Raw genomic sequence first — 18,614 nt, 5'->3', positions numbered from 1 at the left:
CCGATCACTGGGCTGTGTAGCCGCCATCGACGATGATGTTTTCTCCTGTGACCATGGCCGAGGCGTCGCTCGCGAGGAACAGGATGACGCCGGCGATCTCGTCCGGCCTGGCGAAGCGGCCCACCGGAATCCGCGTTCGCATGGCGGCGCCCGTTTCGCCGGCCCATGCCTTCCTGCCCAGGTCGGTGTCGACCACCGTGGGCGAGATGGCGTTGACGGTGATGCCGTGCGGGGCCCACTCGAGTGCCAGCACCTTGGTCAGGCCGATCAGTGCGGCCTTGCTGGCGCAGTACGCCGCATGGCGGTCCAGTGCGATCACGCTGGCCTGCGAGGCCAGGTTGATGATGCGTCCGTAGCCTCTCTGCTTCATGCCGCGCCCGACCGCCTGCGCGAGCAGAAAGGGGGCCTTCAGGTTGATGGCCATCGTCCTGTCCCACGCCGATTCGGAAAGGTCTTCCGCCTCATCGAGAAGCGCGACCCCGGCGTTGTTCACCAGGATGTCGACGGCACCGAAGCGGTCGTGCGCCTGCGCGATCGCCTCGGCGATCGCGGCGGGTTCCTCCAGATCGACAGCGCATGCCAGATGGCGATCGAGACCGCCTTCGAGGTCGGCTGCGACGCCGGCCACCTCGCCGCGAAGATCCAGCAGGGCGAGGCGGGCGCCGCACTGCGACAGCAGCTCGGCGGCCGCCAGCCCGATGCCGCTGGCGGCGCCGGTGACCACCGCCACCTGCCCCGAGAGATCGAAGCCGTGGGTCCAGTGGGAGCTCGCGGCGGTGTCCTCGCGCGTCATGGCGCCTTGACCTTGTTCAGGAAGGGCGCTGCATTGGCCGGCGTGATCTCGGTCCAGGGCACCGTGTACGACTTCGCCGTACCGTCGCCCCAGGGCATCTGCTGCGCATACTCGGCCCAGATGGTCGAGCGCGGTGTGTAGGAAGGTCCCTTGATCGCGCGCAGCGCAACGTCCATCGCGCCCTGCGCCTGGGCCTGGGCGTCCTGGAAGTTGGTCGTCATCTCGTTGCGCTGCACTGCACCGATGGCGGCGGCGATGCCGTCGATGCCGACCACGGGGATCTTCCGGATGTCCATCCCCTTGGACTTGATCGCCTGCACGGCCCCCAGCGCTTCGTCGTCGTTCTGCGCGATGACGCCGTCGATCTTTCCGGGGAACGCCGTGAGCCAGTTCTCCATCAGCGCCATCGATTCGGCGCGCGACCAGTTGCCGGTCTTGCGTGCCAGCACCTTGACTTCGGGGTGTCGGGCCAGCACTTCGTCGTTGCCCTTGGCGCGCTCGATCTGGGCGGACTGGCCGATCGGCCCTTCGATGACGACGATGTTGCCTTTGCCGCCGATCTTCTTCATGAGCGTTTCGGCTTCCATGCGGCCGGCGACGACGTCGTCGTTGCCGACGTAGGAGGTCAGGACATCGCCGGCGACGCGGGTGTTGGAGCCGACGACGGGGATGCCGGCCCGGATCGCCTTCTGCACCGGTGCGGCGCCGGCCTTGAGGTCGATCGGCACGAAGATGATCGCATCGTATTTTTGCGTGATCATCGTGTCGAACTGGTTGCTCTGCGTGAGTGCGTCGTAGTTGCCGTCGAAGATCGTGATCTTCACGGAGCCGTCCTGCACGGAAGGGTGCGCCTTCAGCTGTGCGCTCCACATCTGCATGAACTCGCCCTTGAGGCCATAGATCGCGGCCCCGACGCGCAAGGGTTTGTCTTGTGCATGCGCGGCCACGGAGGTCGCCAGAGTGAGGGCCAGAGCCAGATTCTTCAGTCGTGTCATGTTGTCTCCCTGTGTGAAAAACTGCCTATGTGTTCTTCTTGCGTGACGTGTCGAGCAGCACGGCGCCGACGATGATCACGCCCTTGATCACCTGCTGGTAGTACGAAGAAACGCCCAGCAGGTTCAAGCCGTTGTTGATGACGCCGATCAGCAGCGCACCCAGCAGGGTGCCGCCCAGCGATCCGGTGCCGCCCGAAAGACTGGTGCCGCCGATGACCACGGCGGCGATGGCATCGAGTTCGTAGGAGATGCCGGCCTGGGGCAGGGCGGCGGTGGTCCTGGCCGCGAGCAGGATGCCGGCCAGACCTGCCAGCAACCCGCTCACCGCGTAGACCGCGAACACGACTTTGCGCGTGCCGATGCCGCTGGTCTTGGCGCTCTTCACGTTGCCGCCGACCGCATAGATGTAGCGCCCGTAGATCGTGTAGCGAAGCACGAACCAGAACACCCCCATGACGACCGCGAAGATGACGATCGGCAACGGCACGCCGCCAAGGCGACCGTCGCCGATCGCGAGGAAGCCGGGCGGAAGGTCGGAGACGGGCATGCCGTCGTTGAAGATGTAGGTGAAGCCGCGAGCGGCGCTCAGCATGCCCAGGGTCGCCACGAACGGCGGCACCGAGAAGCGTGCGATCAGCAAGCCGTTGACGGCGCCCAGCAACAGGCCCACGCCCAGTCCCGCGAGGACGCTGCCGGTCACGCCGTAGGATCCGCCGCTCGCGACCAGCCAGGCGCTGACGATCCCCGAGAAGGCCAGGATGGCACCCACCGACAGGTCGATGCCGCCGGTGAGCACCACGTAGGTCATCCCGACCGCCAGGATGCCGTTGATGGAGGTCTGGCGCAGGATGTCGGCCCAGTTGCCCCAGGTCACGAAGAACTCTGTGGCGAACGACAGCGAGATGCAGACGACGAGCAGGGCCGCAAGGATGCCGTAGCGGCCATAGAGCTCGCGCAGGTCCAGCGAGGAACGGCCGGAGCCTTGGGGCAGGTGAAGGGCGTTGTTCGTCATCATGAAGCCAGGTGCAGGAGTTCCTCTTGGGTCGCGCGGCTGGCGTCGACGACGGCAACCAGGCAACCCGCCTTGAAAATCGCGATGCGGTCGCTGGCGTCCAGGACTTCCTGTGCCTCCGAAGACACCAGCAGGACCGCGCCGCCGGACAATGCGAATTCGTGCAGCAGTTGATAGACCTCCTGCTTGGCGCCTTCGTCGATGCCCCGTGTCGGCTCGTCGCACATCAGGCACAGCGGCTGGGTGGAGAAACAGCGCGCCAGCACCACCTTCTGCTGATTGCCGCCACTCATGGACGAGACCGGCAGCGCCGTCGAGCGGGTCTTCATCCGCATGCGCTCGGCCATCGCCGCGACCAGTTTCCTGACGGCGCGGTGGTTGATCAGCGAGAGGGTCGTCATGCGCCGATAGGCCGACAGGGCGATGTTCATGGCGATGGAGCTGGTCAGGACGAGTCCTGTTTCCTTGCGGTCCTCGGTGACCAGCGAGAGTCCGGCCGCGATGCTCCTGGCGGGGCTGCCGATGGCGAGCGTCTTGTTGCGCAGCTTGATTTCGCCGTGCTCCGGCGTACTCAGGCCGTAGATGCAGTTGAGGAATTCGCTTCGGCCAGCACCCATCAGGCCGTAGATCCCCAGAACCTCGTTCTTGTGTACGGTCAGCGAAATGTCCGAAAACTCACCGCGCCGCCCGAGCGCGATCGTTTGAAGTACCGGGGCCCCGGGTGCGCGGCGCGCCTTTTCGGCCGGCTTCAGTTGTCGCCCGACGATGGTGCTGACCAGGTGGCCACGATCGATCTCGCCGATCAGGCCGCTTTCGACGAAGCGGCCGTCGCGAAACACGGTGTATCGATCGGCGATCCGGAAGATTTCCGACAGGCGATGAGAGACGTAGACGATGCCGGCGCCATGGGCCGTCAGGTTGCGGATGGCATCGAACAGCACCTCCGTCTCGCGCTCGCCGATGGCCGAGGTCGGCTCGTCCATGATGATGATCTCGCTGTCGCGGCTGAAGGCCTTGGCGATCTCGACGAGCTGGGTCTGCGCCAGGCTCAGGCGGTGCATCGGCGCTCGAGGGTCGATGTCGAACCCGAGCCGCTCCAGCAACCGCCCGGTGGTCGCGAAGATGCGCGGGTAGTCCATGACCATGCCGATGCGCCGGGGTTCGCGGCCCAGGTAGATGTTCTCGGCGACCGTCATTCCCGGGATGGGCGAAAGCTCCTGCGTGATGATCGAGATCCGCGCACGCAGGGCGTCGTCCGGGCCATCGAAGTCGACCAGCTTGTTCCTGACCTGGATGGCGCCGCCGTCCCGCTGGAGGATGCCCATGAGGATGTTGAGAAAGGTCGATTTGCCGGCGCCGTTGCCGCCGCACAGGGCGTGGACGCTGCCCGGTTCCAGCGTGAGGCGGCCGTCGATCAGGGCGGGCACGCCGCCGAAGCTCTTGGCGACGCCTTCGGCCTTCAGCAGGGGCGGGTTCATGGGGCTCTGAGCTCAGCGGTCGTTGCCGGCGTGTTGACCCTCGTCTATCGCGGTCGACGGGCGGCCGGTTGCTTGGGCCTTGCGTCCCTCGTAGGCGGCGATCACGGCCAGCTTGACGCTCGACGGCCCGCCTTCGAAGCGCGCGCCCAGATAGCGGTCGACGATGGCCTTGGCCAGTTCCGGTCCGACCACCCGCGACCCGATGGTGATGACCTGGGCATCGTTGCTGCGGCTGGCACGCTCCGCCGAGTAGGTGTCGTGTGCCTGAGCCGCACGGATGCCGGCGACCTTGTTGGCCGAGATGGCCATCCCGATGCCTGTGCCGCACAGCAGCACCGCGCGCTCGTGCTTTCCGCCCGCCACGGCTTCGGCGACCGCGATGCCGATGTCCGGGTAAAGCGCCGATTCATCGCCGTGCGTGCCGAAGTCCGTGACCGCATGGCCCTGCGCGCGGAGGTGGTCCTTGAGCACGGTTTTCAGTTCGCGAGCTGCTTCGTCGCAGCCAATGGCCACATTCATGTTTGTTCTCCCTGACCTCATGAGCGGAAGTCGATCGCCCGCTTCGGTCGGGAGTATTGCCACAAATGATCATTTGTCAATTGAAAGGTCGAATGATCTATTGGGTTTTCATGATATTGATTGGATTTACTGAAATTGACAGTTGAAAACTCCATCAAATCTCAAATTGGTAGAACGTAAGACCTTCTTGTTGACGTATCAAAAGATCAAATGAGCAAAAAATGATCATTTGAGCTATCTGTTGCCTAGAATCTGCCGCTTGACCAAGCAGTGGAGGGGGAAAACATGGCTTCGAACCGCGTCATCAACAGTCCGGACGAGGTGGTCGACGACATGCTCGTCGGCTGGCTCCAAGCGCATGGCAGTTCGATGCGCGCGTGCGTCGGCAACCCGCGGGTCGTCCAACGCCGGCAATCGCCAGAGCCGGGAAAGGTCGGTGTGGTGACGGGTGGCGGCTCGGGCCATGAGCCGGCTTTCCTCGGCTATGTCGGCGACGGCATGCTCGACGCGGTCGCCATTGGGGAAATCTTCTCGTCGCCAACGGCCAGGAGCTTCCTTGATGCAATACGTGGCGCGGACGGGGGCGCCGGCGTGGCCTGTCTTTATGGCAACTACGCCGGCGACAACATGAACGTGAAGATGGCCGTCGAGCTGGCCGCGCGAGAAGGCATCACGGTTCGAACCGTCACCGCGAACGACGACGTCGCGTCCGCGCCGCGCGGTGACGAGGCCAAGCGCCGGGGCGTGGCGGGCGAAATCCTGATGTGGAAGGTCGGTGCTGCCAAAGCCGCCATGGGCGGGGCGCTGGCGGAGGTGATCGCCGCCGCCCAGAAGGCGATCTCGAACACCCGCAGCGTGGGTGTCGGGCTCTCGGCCTGCGTCATTCCGGCGGTCGGCAAGGCCAATTTCATCGTCGAGCATGGAACGATGGAGGTCGGCATCGGCCATCATGGCGAGCCCGGCATCGCCGTGCGTCCCACGGTCTCGGCCGCCGAGATGGCCGAGATGATGCTCGGCGCAGTACTGCCCGACTTGCCGTTCGGGGCCGGCGACCGTGTGGCCGTCCTGGTCTCCGGGTTGGGCGCCACGCCCGTGATGGAGTCGTACATCCTCTACGGAGAGGTGGCACGACGGCTCGAGGCCCACGGCATCGCGATCGCATTCAATCGCGTAGGCAACCTGTTCACCTCGCTCGAGATGATGGGCGTGACACTGACCTTGATGAAGCTGGACGAAGAACTCGAAGCCTGCCTGAGCTACCCATGCAGCAGCGTCGCGTTGACTGTCGCTGGAAGCATGTCGACGGGCCGCGCCTATGCGAACTCGATGGCGTCATTGGCTGCGTCCGAAACTGGCGCGATCGCTGCTGCAGTGCCACGGGCTGTGGTGGGGGCCGCATTGACGCTTGCCCGATCGGGCGGATGGGTGCGCGACCTGATCGATGCGGTGATCGCCAACCGCCAGCACCTGAGCGAGATCGACGGCTTGATCGGCGATGGGGATCATGGCGTCAACATGGCCAAGGGCTTCGGCCACTGCGCTGCGCGGCTCGATGCGCTCGGCCCACAGGCGAACGAGCTTCCGGCTGCGCTCGACCAGCTCGCTCAGGCATTGCGCGATGACATCGGCGGATCGATGGGCCCGCTCTACGGCAGTTTCTTCGGTGAAATGGCCGCCACCTTGGCGCCCCATTCGCAGTTGGACGCCGCGTTGTTCGGTGACGCCTTGTCGGCCGGAGTTCTCGGGGTGCAGCGCGTGGGCCATGCCAAGGTGGGCGACAAGACGCTGATCGACACGCTCGTGCCGGCGCTCGAAGCCTATCGCGCGACGCTGGCCGGCGGCGCGGATTTCGCAGCCGCGCTGCGCGCGATGAGCGCAGGCGCCGCCGCCGGCAGGGATTCGACGAAGTCGCTGCAGGCGAAGGTGGGACGCGCTGCGCGCCTGGGCGCACGATCGATCGGCGTGTTGGACGCGGGGGCGACCAGTTGCTGCCTGATTCTGCAGACGCTGGCAGCCTCGGTGCAGCGGCGGCTCGCGGAGGGTTGAGCGCCGCGGCAGCTGAGGTGCGTTCGAATGAGTTCAGGAAAGCGACAGGATGTGCCCCACCCGCGGATCCCCTCGCCCCGCCAGCACCCCCGCATAGGCCGCCTGCACTGCCGCGCCGCCCGCATGGTGCTCGACGCGCAGCCAGGGCGTGCGTGGATTCGCCGCCCGGGCAGCGAACGCCTGCCAGGCTTCGACCATCCGCTGTCCGAACACCTCGCCGCCCCAGTCGCCGATGCGCTTCCTGATCTGCGCCGGCGCGAAGAACAGCGTGGCGCGCGGTCCGGGCAGGGTCTTGCCCGCGCCGCTGGCCGCCAGCTGGTCGACATGGGTGCCGCCGATCGACGCGCTGTGCTTCAAATTCCCGAAGCGCGTGTGGATCTCGCGCCGCAGGCTTGCGTTGCCCGCGAAGTCCACGTAGACGCAGGGCGTGTCGGCGGCGACCTGGTCGAGTTCCTCGTAGGCCAGCACGCGGTCGTAGCAGCCCAGGCTTTCGCAGAACGCCCGGTTGGCGGCCGAGGTCAGGCCGATGACCTCGATGCCCTTGCGCTGCTTCAGCTGGAAGGCCGTGCCGTAGGCGGTCTTGCTCGACGCGCTGGACAGCAGCGCGGCACCCGGTCGCGCGCCGAAGAAATCGTTGTCGTCGAGGAAGTCGTCGATCAGCCACGAGGTGATGAAGAGCGGCCGCAGCAGCGCTTGCAGGTCTTCGGTGTCGGCCGTGTAGAGCGGGTCGGAACGCGTGCGCTGGTACTGGTTGTAGACCACGGGCAGGGCGCTGCGATGCGCCGCGCCGTCGCTGAGCCGATCGGGCGAGAGGCGCTCGGGTGTCAGCACCGCGGCCGAGGCCATCGGGAAGTAGCCGTAGAGCCTTTCGCCCACCGCCACGCCCGGATGCAGCGAGTGCGACACGCTCGCGAAGCCCCATACCGGGATGATGCCCCAGCCTTCTTCGCCGCTCGGGAAGAACTGCCAGTAGCTCATCGCTTCGCCGAAGGCGGCGTAGGTGATGTTGTTCGAGGTCAGCGCGAAGCGCTCGATGCGCACGCGGACCTGCCCGTCGGCCAGCCGCGCGTCGGCGGCGGTCTGCAGGCGGGTGGAGGAAAGGTCGTCCTTGCGGACCAGCAGGGTGGTGGTGCTCATCGGGGAACCTTAGCGCAGAGGTTTGCCGAACGCACGAGAAAAAGCCCGGCAACGGGTCGCTCGGGCGACTCCTTGCCGGGCTTCGACGGCTGGCGTGGCGCTCGCCGCTGCCGATCAGACGATCGAGAGTTCGACGTCGATGTTGCCGCGCGTGGCGTTCGAGTACGGGCAGACCTGGTGCGCGGTGTCGACCAGCAGTTGCTTCTGCGCGGCGTCAAGGCCCGGCAGCGTGATCGCGAGCTTGACCGCGATGCCGTAGGCCTTGCCTTCGTTGATCGGGCCGAGCGAGACGTTGGAATCGATCGCCACGTCGTCCGGCACCTTGACGCTGATCTTCGGGCCCACGGCCTTCATGGCGCCGATGAAGCAGGCGGCGTAGCCGACCGCGAACAGCTGCTCGGGGTTGGTGCCGGGCTTGCCCGAGCCGGGCGAGCTGAGCTTGACGTCGATCGCGCCGTCGCTGGATTTGCCGGCGCCATCGCGGCCGCCGATGGTGTGGGCTTGCGCCGTGTAGAGAACCTTGTCGAGCTTGGTGGTCATGGTGATTCCTTTGCTGGGGTGGTGGGAGGGAGGGAAACGGAACGAAAGCGGGAGCCTCAGGCGGCGTTTTTTATGCGGTCGCGCAAGGACTGGATCTGCTGCGTGAGTGCGACGAGTTCGGGCACCGAGCATTCCGAGGCCGCCATCAGGCAGCCGGGCACCTGGGCGGCGCGTGCCTTGAGCCTGCGGCCCGCGGCCGTGAGGCTCACATGCACGCGGCGTTCATCGGCCACGTCGCGGATGCGGGCCACCAGGCCGTTGGCCTCGAGTCGCTTGAGCAGCGGCGTCAGCGTGCCCGAGTCGAGCGACAGCCGCTCGCCGAGTTCGGACACCGTGAGGCCGTCGCGCTCCCACAGCACCAGCAGCACGAGGTACTGCGGATAGGTGAGGCCGAGCTTCTCGAGCAGCGGCTTGTACAGCCGCGTCATCGCGAGCGAGGCGGAATACATCGCGAAGCAGAGCTGGTTGTCCAGCTTCAGCAGGTCGTCGGCGGAGAGCGGCGCGGAGGGCATGGAGCGAATTGTAGCGAGCAATTAAATTGTGTGCAATATAAATAAATCTCCAAGGCGGCCTGCGGCCCCCTCGGGGGGCAGCGACCACACGAAGTGAGGGAGCGTGGGGGCCAGTTCAGGCCGGCGCCGGGCCGCCCCAAGGCGGCCTGCAGCCCCCTCGGGGGGCAGCGACCACACGAAGTGAGGGAGCGTGGGGGCCAAGTTCAAGGCTGCATCAGCGCCTCGGCCACGGCCTGGAAGGCGGGCAGGGTCAGCGGATCGTTGGCGCCGTTGGCGGCTACCGGATGCGCCGCATAGCGCACGATCACCATTTCGGCCTTCGGATCGACGTAGATGCTCTGGCCGTGGATGCCGCGCGCCATGAAGGCGCCGTTCGGGTTGTTCGTGATCCACCACATGTTCCGGTACGACCAGTTAGGCAGCAGCGTGTAGCCGGCTTTCGCGAACTTGGCCGGGTCGCCGCCGCGCGTGATGTCGGCCACGGCCGCCTTGGGGATTGCCTGCTGCCCGTTGGGCGCGCGGCCGCCGTTGCGCATCGTCTCGCCGAAGCGCGCCAGGTCGCGCAGCGTGGTGTTGAGGCCGCCGCCGCCCGATTCGGTGCCGATGCGGTCGACCATGAAGTAGGCGTCCTGCTCGGCGCCGATGCGGCGCCAGATCTTCTCGCTCATGAGATCGGCCAGCGACTGGTTGCTGGCCCGGCGCAGGATCCAGGCCAGCACCTCGGCGTTGACCGTCTTGTAGGCGAAGGCTTCGTCGTGGGCGCCCTCCTTCTTGAGCGTCACGAGGAACTCGTAGAAGGACTTGGGGCCGGTGTAGTTCGGGCCCCGGGAGAGCATGCCGCCGGCGCGCGCATAGTCCCAGACCTCGGCCTTGGCATCGGCGTAGTTCTCGGAGTAGTGCACGCCGATGGTCATGTCCATGACCTGGCGCACCGTGGCGTCGCCGTAGGCCGTGCCCTTGAGTTCGGGCAGGTACTGGGTGACCGGCGCCGACGGGTCGAGCTTGCCTTCGGCGACCAGGATGGCCGCAAGGGTGCCGACGAAGGATTTGGTGACCGACATCCCGAGGTGCGGCCGCTGAGCGCGCGGCGTCGCCGGCTGCGGGCTCGGCAGCCCGCTGCCGCGCCAGACGTTGGCGGTGGGCACGGTCTCGCGCACGTGCGAGTAGGACCAGCGGGTGCGCGGGTAGACGCCGCCCGCCGGGTTGTCGAAGGTGATCTGCTTGTCGGCCGCCGGCGGGAAGCCCTGCATCCAGCCGAGAGTGCCGACCGAAGTGGCTGCCGGATCGGGCAATGCGGGCGCCGCAGGGGCCGCGGCGGTCTGGGCGTGAAGGGCGCTCATGGCGGTCAGGCTGAAGGCGACGGCAAGCGCCGCAGGTGCGAAACGGAAAGACGAAGGCATCGGAAAGCTCCTGTGAAGTTCATCAACGGCCACTGAAACGCGCCGGCCGGCGCTCGATGAAAGAGCGCACGCCCTCGGCGGCATCCTCGCTGTTCGCGAGCTGCTTCTGCGTCTCGATGAACTCCGCCATGGCAGCCAGCGGCCCCTCTTCGATCGCCTTGACCACGTTTCGCCGCGTCGCCACCACGGCCAGCGGCGCCTGCGCGGCGATGCGTTGCGCCACGGCCAGCGCCTCGTCGAGCTCGTGGCCGGCCGGCACCACCTTCTGGACGAAGTTGAGCCGGAATGCCTCGGCGCTGCCGAACTCGTCGGCCGTCAGCAGATGCAGCATGGCGTTGCCCAGGCCGGCGCGCTCCGCCATGCGCAGGGTCGCGCCTCCCGTGGCCATGATGCCGCGCTGCACTTCCATCTGCGAAAAGCGGCAGTTGTCGGCCGCGATCACGATGTCGGCGCCCAGCATCAGCTCGATCCCCACGGTGAAGCAGATGCCCTTGACCGCGACCACCATCGGCTTGCTGCGGCGGCGATAGCCGGGCGTGCCGAAGTCGTGCGGCTCGACCAGACCCGGCGGCACCGCCTTCTCGCCGCGCTTCATGAACTCGGTCACGGCCGGCAGGTCGAGCCCGGCCGTGAAGTGATCGCCGAAGGCGTGCAGCACGCCCACGCGCAGCGCCGGATCGTCGTCGAGCCGGGTGTAGGCCTCGGCCAGCTGCCGGAACATGGCCGGTGTCCAGCCGTTGCGCTTGGCGGGGCGGTTGATGCCGATCAGCAGCACGTGGTCGAGCACCTGGGTGTCGATGCAGCCTTCGGTGGGCGGATTGCTGGGTGTCGCGGTCATGGGTCTCCTTTTGTGATGGCATTGCGGGTCCGGCGCTTCCCCTTCGGGGGCCGCCTCGGAACCGGCTTCGCCGGGCCGAAGGGCGGCGCCCCCTGGAAGGGGGGGCGGCTACACGAAGTGAGCCAACCTGGGGGTCAGTACATGTACACGCCGCGCTTGGTCTTGCGTCCCAGCTGTCCGGCCGCCACCATTTCCTTCAGCAGCGGGCACGGGCGGTACTTCGAGTCTCCGAACTGCTCCAGGTAGACCTCCATCACCGCCAGGCAGACGTCCAGCCCGATCATGTCGGCCAGCGCCAGCGGGCCGATCGGCTGGTTGCAGCCCAGCTTCATGCCGGCGTCGATGTCCTCGGCGGTCGCCAGGCCCTCGGCCAGCACGAAGAAGGCCTCGTTGATCATCGGCACCAGGATCCGGTTGACCACGAAGCCCGGCGCGTTCTTCACCGTGATCGGCGACTTGCCGAGCTTCTCGGCCAGCGCCTTGACCGCGTCGTGGGTGGCGTCGCTGGTCAGGTAGCCGCGGATGATCTCGACCAGCGCCATCATCGGCACCGGGTTGAAGAAGTGCATGCCGATGAAGCGGTCGGCGCGCGAGGTGGTGGCGGCCAGCTGGGTGATCGAGATCGAGGAGGTGTTCGACGCGATGATCACCTCGGGCGGCAGCAACGCGTCGACCTGCTTGAGGATCTTGAGCTTGAGTTCGTGGTTCTCGGTCGCGGCCTCGATCACCAGCTGGGCCGACTTCAGGTCGTCGTAGTTCGTCGAGCCCTTGATCAGCGCCAGGGCAGCGTCCTTCTGGGCCGGCGTGAGCTTGTCCTTCTTGATCAGTCGGTCGAGGCTGCCGGCCACGGTGGCGACACCCTTGTCCACCGCGGCCTGCGCGATGTCGACCATGACGACGTTGACGCCCGCGACCGCGCAGGCCTGGGCGATGCCGTTGCCCATCGTGCCCGCGCCAATGATGCCGACGGTCTGGATAGCCATGAGAAATACTCCTTGAACAGAAAAATGAAAGGGGAGGGTCCCGCCCGGGGCAGGAACCGTGACCGGGATTGTGGAACAGAGCGCGGCCGACCGGGTTCCCGTCCGTGACAGCGCCGCAGGCCGCGCGAGTGATTTAAAGTGCCGCGTTCACTCCCTCAGCTACGGACCCGCACCCATGACCACCCTCGGCACGCCCCTGTCCCCCTGCGCCACCCGCGTGATGCTGCTCGGCTCCGGCGAGCTCGGCAAGGAGGTGCTGATCGCCCTGCAGCGCCTCGGCGTCGAGACCATCGCGGTCGACCGCTACGAGAACGCGCCCGGCCAGCAGGTGGCGCACCACGCCCGCACCATCACCATGAGCGACCCGGCCCAGCTGAAGGCGCTGATCGAGGCCGAGAAGCCGCAGCTCGTGGTGCCCGAGATCGAGGCCATCGCCACGCCGATGCTGCAGCAGCTGGAGGACGCCGGCGTGGTGCGCGTGATCCCGACCGCGCGGGCGGCCCGGCTCACGATGGACCGCGAGGGCATCCGCCGCCTGGCCGCCGAGACGCTGGGCGTGCCGACCAGCCCCTACAGGTTCTGCGATTCGCTGGCCGAGCTGCAGGCGGCGATCGACGGCGCCAACGGGGAGGCGATCGGCTACCCGTGCGTCGTCAAGCCCGTGATGAGCAGTTCCGGCAAGGGCCAGAGCAAGATCGACGGCCCGGCCGGTGTGGAGAAGGCCTGGGACTACGCGATGGCCGGCGGCCGCGTCAGCCACGGCCGGGTGATCGTCGAAGGCTTCATCGACTTCGACTACGAGATCACGCTGCTGACGGTGCGCGCGCTCGACGGCACCGGCACCGTGCAGACGCAGTTCTGCGAGCCGATCGGCCACCTGCAGGTGAGCGGCGACTATGTCGAGAGCTGGCAGCCGCATCCGATGGCGCCGGCCGCCTTGCAGCGGGCGCAGCAGATCGCGCAGGCCGTGACGGCCGACCTCGGCGGCCAGGGGCTGTTCGGCGTCGAGCTGTTCGTGAAGGGCGACCAGGTCTGGTTCAGCGAGGTCAGTCCGCGGCCGCACGACACCGGCATGGTGACCATGGCGACGCAGTGGCAGAACGAGTTCGAGCTGCATGCCCGCGCGATCCTCGGGCTGCCGGTGGACACCACGCTCAAGAGCCCGGGCGCCAGCGCCGTGGTCTACGGCGGCGTCGACGCCGCCGGCATCGTCTTCGACGGCGTGGCCGAGGCGCTCGCGGTGCCGGGCGTCGACCTGCGCCTGTTCGGCAAGCCCGAGAGTTTCACGAAGCGGCGCATGGGCGTGGCGCTGGCGCACGCGTCGGATGTCGACACGGCGCGCCGCAACGCCCGCGAAGCCGCGTCGCGCGTGAAGCCGCGCCAAGCCTGATTCCTTCAACCTCGGAGCCACTGATGCTGCATCCCCAAGCCAAGGCCTTCATCGACCTCCTCGAGCAGCGCGGCGTGCCGCCGACGCACACGCTGACGCCGGCCGACGCGCGCAAGTTCTACCGCGAGCGGCGCGCCATCACGCAGCCCGAGCCCGGCGAGGTGGCCGAGGTGCGGGAGCTGCAGGCCGACGGGCCGCACGGACCGATCCCGATGCGGCTCTACCGGCCGCGAGGCTCCGCTGCCGCCAGCGTGCTGCCGGTGCTCGTGTACTACCACGGCGGCGGCTGGACCATCGGCGACCTCGACACCCACGACACGCTGTGCCGCGAGCTCTGCAACCTGTCGGGCTGCGCGGTGGTGGCGGTCGACTACCGCATGGGCCCGGAGTACCGCTTTCCGGCGGCGGTCGACGATGTGCTTGCGGCCACGCGCTGGGTTCGCCGGGAAGCCGCCGCGCTCGGCATCGATCCCGCTCGGCTCGCGGTCGGCGGCGACAGCGCAGGCGGCAACCTGGCGGCCGTCGTCGCGATCGCGGCGCGCGATGCCGGCGACCTGCCTGTCGCTTTCCAGCTGCTGATCTATCCGGCCACCGACATGCGCTGCGTCCATCCGTCGCACACCAGCAACGGCCAGGGCTACCTGCTGACCAGCGACACCATCCGCTATTTCCACGACCAGTACATCACCGATGCGGCGCACGACCTCGACTGGCGCGCCTCGCCGCTGCTGCGCGAGGACCTCGCCGGCCTGCCGCCGGCCCTGGTGCTGACCGCGGGCTACGACCCGCTGCGCGACGAGGGCCTGGACTACGCGCGGGCGCTCAGCGCCGCCGGCAACCGCACCAGCTACGTCTGCTTCGAGCGCCAGATCCATGGCTTCATCACCATGGGCCGGCTGCTCGACGAGGCCAATGCCGCCGTTTCGATGTGCGCGGCCGAGCTGCGCCGAGCGCTCGAGCCTCGAGGCTAAGGGAAAGTCCCCGCGCAATCGCCGGCACCGGGCCGGCGTCCCCCGCTACGATCAGCCGATGGCGACGCCGGCCACCGGGCCGTCCGTCGCCGAGCGGAGGAGACGGCATTGGTCAGCAGGCAACCGAAGCATGCGCCGCGCGGCGAGCACCGCGACGAGCGCCTCATGTGGATCACACCGCAGCGCGTCTTCTACGCCGGGCTTCTGGGCGCGGCGACGGAACGCACCATGGGCGGCCACGGCATCTACCTCTCGCCCACCGGCGCACCGCTGCGCATCCGCATCGGCGGCGGTGCCTGGCAGAGCGGCGAGCTGATCGTGGTGCCGCCGCAGGTGCCGCACCAGGTGGAGACCGAACACCGGACCATCCTCAGCCTGCTGATCGAATCCGAATTCGTCGATCCGGCGCAGATGCCGGACTTCCTGCAGCGCTGCGGCCCGGTGGAAGCGCCGGCCTTCGTGCGGCGGGTGCGCGACGTGCATGCGCAGCTGGCCGAAGCCTCGGGGCGCGAGAGCTTCGATCGCTTCGACTTCGACGCGCTCTTCTTCGGCGGCCCGCTCGCGCCGCGGCCGCTCGATGCGCGCATCCGCAGGGTGATCGAGCGCATCAACGCCGATCCCGCGGCGCCGACCTCGGCCGACGAATGCGCGGCCGCCGTCAAGCTCTCTTTCTCGCGCTTCCTGCACCTCTTCAAGCAGGAGACCGGCCTGACCTTCCGCGCCTTCCGGGCCTGGAAGCGCGCCCGCAGCCTGCTGCGCCACGTGCGGCAGAGCGCCACGCTGACCGACATCGCGCTCGACACCGGCTATCCGGACTCGACCCATTTCAGCCATTCGATCCGCCAGGTGTACGGCCTGCGACCCAGCGACATCCTCGCGGGATCGCGGCGGCTCGCCGTGCACCAATGAGGCGCGCGACCGCCCGCGAGGCGCTGATGCGGGACAACCCTCTGCGTCGCGCGCACGAGTCCCCGCTATAAACCGCGAAACCCGGACGAGACCCCCTCTTGCAAATACTCCAGCTCCTGCTCTCAGGCATCGCTCAAGGCTGCATCTACGGCCTGATCGCGCTGGGCTTCGTGCTGATCTACAAGGCCACCGAGACCGTGAGCTTCGCGCAGGGCGAGCTGATGATGGTCGGCGCCTTCTGCGCCTTCGCCGGCATGTCGCTGTTCGGGCTGCCGTTCTGGCTCGCGGCGCTGCTGGCGGTGGCCGCCATGGTCGCCTTCGGCGTGCTGCTCGAGCTGGTGGTGATCCGGCCGATCCTGGGCCAGCCGCAGTTCTCGATCGTGATGCTGACGATCGGCATCGGCTACGTGGCGCGCGGGCTGGTCACGATGATCCCGGGCATCGGCACCGACACCCACACGCTGCCGGTGCCCTACAAGGACCAGATCTGGAAGCTGGGCGAGCTGGTGGTCAACCTCGAGCAGCTGGCCATCATCGTCGCCACCGCGGTGCTGTGCGGCCTGCTGTTCGCGATGTTCCGCTACAGCAAGCTCGGCATCGCGATGCAGGCCTCGTCGCAGAACCAGCTGGCGGCCTACTACATGGGCATCCCGGTCAAGCGGCTCAACGGCCTGGTGTGGGGGCTGGCCGCGGCGGTGGCGGCGATCGCCGGCATGCTGCTGGCGCCGATCACCTTCGTGCACGCCAACATGGGCTTCATCGGCCTCAAGGCCTTCCCGGCCGCGGTGGTGGGCGGCTTCGGCAGCCTGCCGGGCGCGATCGTCGGCGGGCTGGTGATCGGCATCGTCGAGTCCTTCGCGGGCTTCTACCTGCCCGACGGCTTCAAGGACACGGCGCCGTACATCGTGGTGCTGGTGATGCTGATGGTCAAACCCAATGGCCTGTTCGGCGAGAAGCTGCGCAAGAAAGTCTGAAGGTCGATCACTTCCCATGCGCTTCATCTTCAAGACCAGCTACGCCCAGGACATCGATCTCGCCAAGCATGGCGGCCAGGTGTTCTGGTACAGCCTTCTCGGCGTGGCGCTGATCGCGGCGCCGTGGGTGGTGCCCGAGTACTGGCTGGCACAGCTGACCTTCGTGCTGATCTACGGCATCGTCGGCCTCGGCCTGATGCTGCTGGCCGGCTTCACCGGACAGTTCTCGATCGGGCACGCGGCCTTCCTCGGCACCGGGGCCTACACGCAGGCGGTGTTGAGCAACATGGGGGTGCCGTTCCCGATCGCGCTGGTTGCCGCCGCGGCGCTGTCGGCCGCGGTCGGCGTGGTGGTGGCGCTGCCGGCGCTGCGCGTGAAGGGCATCTACCTCGGCATCGCGACGCTGGCCTTCGGCTTCATCGTCGAGGAGGTGTTCGCGCGCTGGGAGAGCGTCACCGGCGGCAACTCGGGGCTGCACGTGAAGTCGGCCAGCCTGCTCGGCTGGGAGCTGAACTCGAGCGAGAGCTTCTACCTGGTGTGCCTGGTCATCGCCGTGCTGTGCACGCTGGCGATCCTGAACCTGTTGCGCTCGGCCACCGGCCGCGCCTTCGTCGCGATCCGGGATTCCGAGATCTCGGCCCAGAGCATGGGCATCCACCTGGCGCGCTACAAGACGATGTCTTTCGCGATCTCGGCCGCGCTGGCCGGACTCGGCGGCGCGCTGTACGCCCACAAGCTGAGCTTCATCGCGCCGGACCAGTTCAACATCCTGCAGTCCATCGACCTGCTGCTGCTGGTGGTGATCGGCGGCCTCGGTTCGGTGCACGGCGCCTTCCTGGGCGCGATCTTCCTGATCGCGATGCCGCAGCTGATCGCATCGGCCAAGGACTGGCTGCCCCCCGCCATCGGCCAGGCGCCGGGCCTGCAGGGCCTGGTCTACGGCCTGGTGCTGATCGCCTTCGTCCTGTTCGAGCCGCTCGGCCTCTACGGGCGCTGGCTCAAGGTGCGCACCTGGCTGCAGCTGTTCCCGTTCTATCGCCGTGGCCTCTTCAAGCGGCAGAAGTCGTTCACCAAATCGGACCGCTTGAGATGAGCGCCGACATCCTGCTTTCCGCCAAGGACCTGAGCGTGCGCTTCGGCGGCGTGCTGGCGGTCAACAAGGTCAGCTTCGAGGTCCGGCGGGGCGAGGTCTTCACGCTGATCGGTCCGAATGGCGCGGGCAAGACCACGGTGTTCAACCTGATCAGCCGCATCTACACGCCGACCACCGGCGAGATCGTCTGGCACGGTGGCGCCGAACCGCTGGCGCTGACGCAGCAGGCGCCGCACGAGATCGCGGCGCTCGGCATTGCGCGCACCTTCCAGAACATCGAGCTGTTCGAGCACGCGACCGTGCTGCACAACCTGCTGATCGGTCGCCACACGCACCGCCAGACCGGCTTCTGGAGCGAGCTGTTCTTCACCCCCGCCACGCGCCGCGCCGAGATCCAGGCGCGCGAGAAGGCCGAGCAGGTGATCGACTTGCTCGACCTGCAGCATCACCGCGATTCGATGGTCGCGGGGCTGCCCTATGGCGTGCGCAAGGTGGTGGAGCTGGCGCGGGCGCTGTGCACCGAGCCCAAGCTGCTGCTGCTGGACGAACCGTCGTCCGGATTGAACGTGGAGGAGACCGCCGACATGGCGTTCTGGATCCAGGACATCCAGCAAGAGCTTGGCATCTCGGTGCTGATGGTGGAGCACGACATGTCGCTGGTGTCGAAGGTGTCGGATCGGGTGCTGGCGATGAACATGGGGGAGGCGCTGGCTTCGGGGACGCCTTCGCAGGTGCAGTCGGATGCGCGGGTGATCGAGGCGTACCTCGGGACTGTCGATGACGTGAGCAGCTTGCGGAGGGTGGCTTGATGTTCTCGTTGTCTTTCGTTGGCGTTGGAAGCGCGCCCGGCACGCGGTACGGGCCGAGCGACCCCTCTGCGCCGGCCCTTCGGGCTGCCTTGCGCTGCTCGCCTTTCGCGGGGTCTCGCTCAAACTCGCCTTCGGCTCAGACAGTCGCGAGCCCTGATCCGCGAAAGGCTGCGCTGCTCAGCGGCGCAGAGGGGATCGCCCGTCCCGCACCGCAT

Annotated in this window: 18 protein-coding genes; 7 read left to right on the top strand and 11 right to left on the bottom strand. The window is 67.6% G+C overall.

Annotated features, from left to right (window positions below; genetic code table 11):
* Positions 1-4 precede the first annotated feature (4 nt).
* From AC1DYK_RS21990 to AC1DYK_RS21970, 5 genes are read right to left on the bottom strand one after another with little or no spacing between them, the layout of a single operon-like run.
* Complete coding sequence (locus AC1DYK_RS21990) at positions 5-793, bottom strand: GolD/DthD family dehydrogenase (RefSeq protein ID WP_478168250.1); 789 nt, start codon at positions 791-793, stop codon at positions 5-7.
* Positions 790-1,788 carry a substrate-binding domain-containing protein gene (locus AC1DYK_RS21985; RefSeq protein WP_478168249.1) on the bottom strand — a complete coding sequence of 333 codons (999 nt, stop codon included), beginning with the start codon at positions 1,786-1,788 and terminating at the stop codon, positions 790-792. Before AC1DYK_RS21985 ends, AC1DYK_RS21990 begins: the two co-directional genes overlap by 4 nt.
* 25 nt (positions 1,789-1,813) lie before the next feature.
* Complete coding sequence (locus AC1DYK_RS21980) at positions 1,814-2,800, bottom strand: ABC transporter permease (RefSeq protein WP_478168248.1); 987 nt, start codon at positions 2,798-2,800, stop codon at positions 1,814-1,816.
* Complete coding sequence (locus tag AC1DYK_RS21975; RefSeq protein WP_478168247.1) at positions 2,800-4,278, bottom strand: sugar ABC transporter ATP-binding protein; 1,479 nt, start codon at positions 4,276-4,278, stop codon at positions 2,800-2,802. The genes AC1DYK_RS21980 and AC1DYK_RS21975 overlap by 1 nt, the downstream gene beginning before the upstream one ends.
* Before the next feature lie 12 nt (positions 4,279-4,290).
* Positions 4,291-4,797: an RpiB/LacA/LacB family sugar-phosphate isomerase gene (locus AC1DYK_RS21970; protein WP_478168246.1), complete on the bottom strand. Its 507-nt coding sequence runs from the start codon at positions 4,795-4,797 to the stop codon at positions 4,291-4,293.
* A 285-nt stretch (positions 4,798-5,082) separates the two neighbouring features.
* On the opposite strand from AC1DYK_RS21970, the gene dhaL reads away from it, so the two are divergent.
* Entirely contained in the window at positions 5,083-6,843 is a 1,761-nt protein-coding gene (gene dhaL / locus AC1DYK_RS21965; protein ID WP_478168245.1) for a dihydroxyacetone kinase subunit DhaL, read from the top strand.
* A 33-nt stretch (positions 6,844-6,876) separates the two neighbouring features.
* Here dhaL and AC1DYK_RS21960 read toward each other — a convergent pair whose 3' ends face one another.
* The 6 genes from AC1DYK_RS21960 to AC1DYK_RS21935 form a co-directional block, all read right to left on the bottom strand.
* Positions 6,877-7,980, bottom strand: a complete 1,104-nt coding sequence (locus AC1DYK_RS21960) for a DUF2855 family protein (protein WP_478168244.1) — start codon at positions 7,978-7,980, stop codon at positions 6,877-6,879.
* A gap of 114 nt (positions 7,981-8,094) precedes the next feature.
* On the bottom strand, positions 8,095-8,520 hold the full coding sequence (locus AC1DYK_RS21955; RefSeq protein ID WP_478168243.1) for an organic hydroperoxide resistance protein: 426 nt from the start codon (positions 8,518-8,520) through the stop codon (positions 8,095-8,097).
* Between the two features lie 56 nt (positions 8,521-8,576).
* Entirely contained in the window at positions 8,577-9,032 is a 456-nt protein-coding gene (locus AC1DYK_RS21950) for a MarR family winged helix-turn-helix transcriptional regulator (protein WP_478168242.1), read from the bottom strand.
* 203 nt (positions 9,033-9,235) lie between these two features.
* Positions 9,236-10,432, bottom strand: coding sequence for a serine hydrolase domain-containing protein (locus AC1DYK_RS21945; RefSeq protein ID WP_478168241.1), 1,197 nt, complete (start codon positions 10,430-10,432; stop codon positions 9,236-9,238).
* A 22-nt stretch (positions 10,433-10,454) separates the two neighbouring features.
* On the bottom strand, positions 10,455-11,270 hold the full coding sequence (locus AC1DYK_RS21940) for a crotonase/enoyl-CoA hydratase family protein (RefSeq protein ID WP_478168240.1): 816 nt from the start codon (positions 11,268-11,270) through the stop codon (positions 10,455-10,457).
* Between the two features lie 134 nt (positions 11,271-11,404).
* Positions 11,405-12,253 (bottom strand): 3-hydroxybutyryl-CoA dehydrogenase, encoded by an 849-nt coding sequence (locus AC1DYK_RS21935; protein ID WP_478168239.1) that lies wholly within the window; start codon positions 12,251-12,253, stop codon positions 11,405-11,407.
* Between the two features lie 175 nt (positions 12,254-12,428).
* On the opposite strand from AC1DYK_RS21935, the gene purT reads away from it, so the two are divergent.
* The 6 genes from purT (at position 12,429) to AC1DYK_RS21905 (ending at position 18,399) form a co-directional block, all read left to right on the top strand.
* Positions 12,429-13,643, top strand: a complete 1,215-nt coding sequence (gene purT, locus AC1DYK_RS21930) for a formate-dependent phosphoribosylglycinamide formyltransferase (RefSeq protein WP_478168238.1) — start codon at positions 12,429-12,431, stop codon at positions 13,641-13,643.
* 23 nt (positions 13,644-13,666) lie between these two features.
* Positions 13,667-14,614 carry an alpha/beta hydrolase gene (locus tag AC1DYK_RS21925; protein WP_478168237.1) on the top strand — a complete coding sequence of 316 codons (948 nt, stop codon included), beginning with the start codon at positions 13,667-13,669 and terminating at the stop codon, positions 14,612-14,614.
* Between the two features lie 165 nt (positions 14,615-14,779).
* Positions 14,780-15,523 carry a helix-turn-helix domain-containing protein gene (locus AC1DYK_RS21920; protein WP_478168401.1) on the top strand — a complete coding sequence of 248 codons (744 nt, stop codon included), beginning with the start codon at positions 14,780-14,782 and terminating at the stop codon, positions 15,521-15,523.
* A 98-nt stretch (positions 15,524-15,621) separates the two neighbouring features.
* Positions 15,622-16,497: a branched-chain amino acid ABC transporter permease gene (locus AC1DYK_RS21915; protein WP_478090748.1), complete on the top strand. Its 876-nt coding sequence runs from the start codon at positions 15,622-15,624 to the stop codon at positions 16,495-16,497.
* Positions 16,498-16,513: 16 nt separating this feature from the next.
* Entirely contained in the window at positions 16,514-17,590 is a 1,077-nt protein-coding gene (locus tag AC1DYK_RS21910) for a branched-chain amino acid ABC transporter permease (RefSeq protein ID WP_478168236.1), read from the top strand.
* Entirely contained in the window at positions 17,587-18,399 is an 813-nt protein-coding gene (locus tag AC1DYK_RS21905; protein ID WP_478090746.1) for an ABC transporter ATP-binding protein, read from the top strand. Before AC1DYK_RS21910 ends, AC1DYK_RS21905 begins: the two co-directional genes overlap by 4 nt.
* Positions 18,400-18,614 lie beyond the last annotated feature (215 nt).

This window comes from Variovorax sp. P2_H12 (genome assembly GCF_056403395.1).
This window is presented reverse-complemented; position numbering and strand designations above follow the sequence as displayed.

What these genes read in the sequence shown, in the direction of transcription:
- AC1DYK_RS21910 (WP_478168236.1), top strand. Translation starts at nt 16,514, where the DNA reads ATGCGCTTCATCTTCAAGACCAGCTACGCCCAGGACATCGATCTCGCC.
- purT (WP_478168238.1), top strand. Translation starts at nt 12,429, where the DNA reads ATGACCACCCTCGGCACGCCCCTGTCCCCCTGCGCCACCCGCGTGATG.
- AC1DYK_RS21955 (WP_478168243.1), bottom strand. Translation starts at nt 8,520, where the DNA reads ATGACCACCAAGCTCGACAAGGTTCTCTACACGGCGCAAGCCCACACC.
- AC1DYK_RS21925 (WP_478168237.1), top strand. Translation starts at nt 13,667, where the DNA reads ATGCTGCATCCCCAAGCCAAGGCCTTCATCGACCTCCTCGAGCAGCGC.
- AC1DYK_RS21935 (WP_478168239.1), bottom strand. Translation starts at nt 12,253, where the DNA reads ATGGCTATCCAGACCGTCGGCATCATTGGCGCGGGCACGATGGGCAAC.
- AC1DYK_RS21970 (WP_478168246.1), bottom strand. Translation starts at nt 4,797, where the DNA reads ATGAATGTGGCCATTGGCTGCGACGAAGCAGCTCGCGAACTGAAAACC.
- AC1DYK_RS21980 (WP_478168248.1), bottom strand. Translation starts at nt 2,800, where the DNA reads ATGACGAACAACGCCCTTCACCTGCCCCAAGGCTCCGGCCGTTCCTCG.
- AC1DYK_RS21950 (WP_478168242.1), bottom strand. Translation starts at nt 9,032, where the DNA reads ATGCCCTCCGCGCCGCTCTCCGCCGACGACCTGCTGAAGCTGGACAAC.
- AC1DYK_RS21985 (WP_478168249.1), bottom strand. Translation starts at nt 1,788, where the DNA reads ATGACACGACTGAAGAATCTGGCTCTGGCCCTCACTCTGGCGACCTCC.
- AC1DYK_RS21905 (WP_478090746.1), top strand. Translation starts at nt 17,587, where the DNA reads ATGAGCGCCGACATCCTGCTTTCCGCCAAGGACCTGAGCGTGCGCTTC.
- AC1DYK_RS21975 (WP_478168247.1), bottom strand. Translation starts at nt 4,278, where the DNA reads ATGAACCCGCCCCTGCTGAAGGCCGAAGGCGTCGCCAAGAGCTTCGGC.
- AC1DYK_RS21940 (WP_478168240.1), bottom strand. Translation starts at nt 11,270, where the DNA reads ATGACCGCGACACCCAGCAATCCGCCCACCGAAGGCTGCATCGACACC.
- AC1DYK_RS21920 (WP_478168401.1), top strand. Translation starts at nt 14,780, where the DNA reads ATGTGGATCACACCGCAGCGCGTCTTCTACGCCGGGCTTCTGGGCGCG.
- AC1DYK_RS21945 (WP_478168241.1), bottom strand. Translation starts at nt 10,432, where the DNA reads ATGCCTTCGTCTTTCCGTTTCGCACCTGCGGCGCTTGCCGTCGCCTTC.
- AC1DYK_RS21960 (WP_478168244.1), bottom strand. Translation starts at nt 7,980, where the DNA reads ATGAGCACCACCACCCTGCTGGTCCGCAAGGACGACCTTTCCTCCACC.
- AC1DYK_RS21990 (WP_478168250.1), bottom strand. Translation starts at nt 793, where the DNA reads ATGACGCGCGAGGACACCGCCGCGAGCTCCCACTGGACCCACGGCTTC.
- dhaL (WP_478168245.1), top strand. Translation starts at nt 5,083, where the DNA reads ATGGCTTCGAACCGCGTCATCAACAGTCCGGACGAGGTGGTCGACGAC.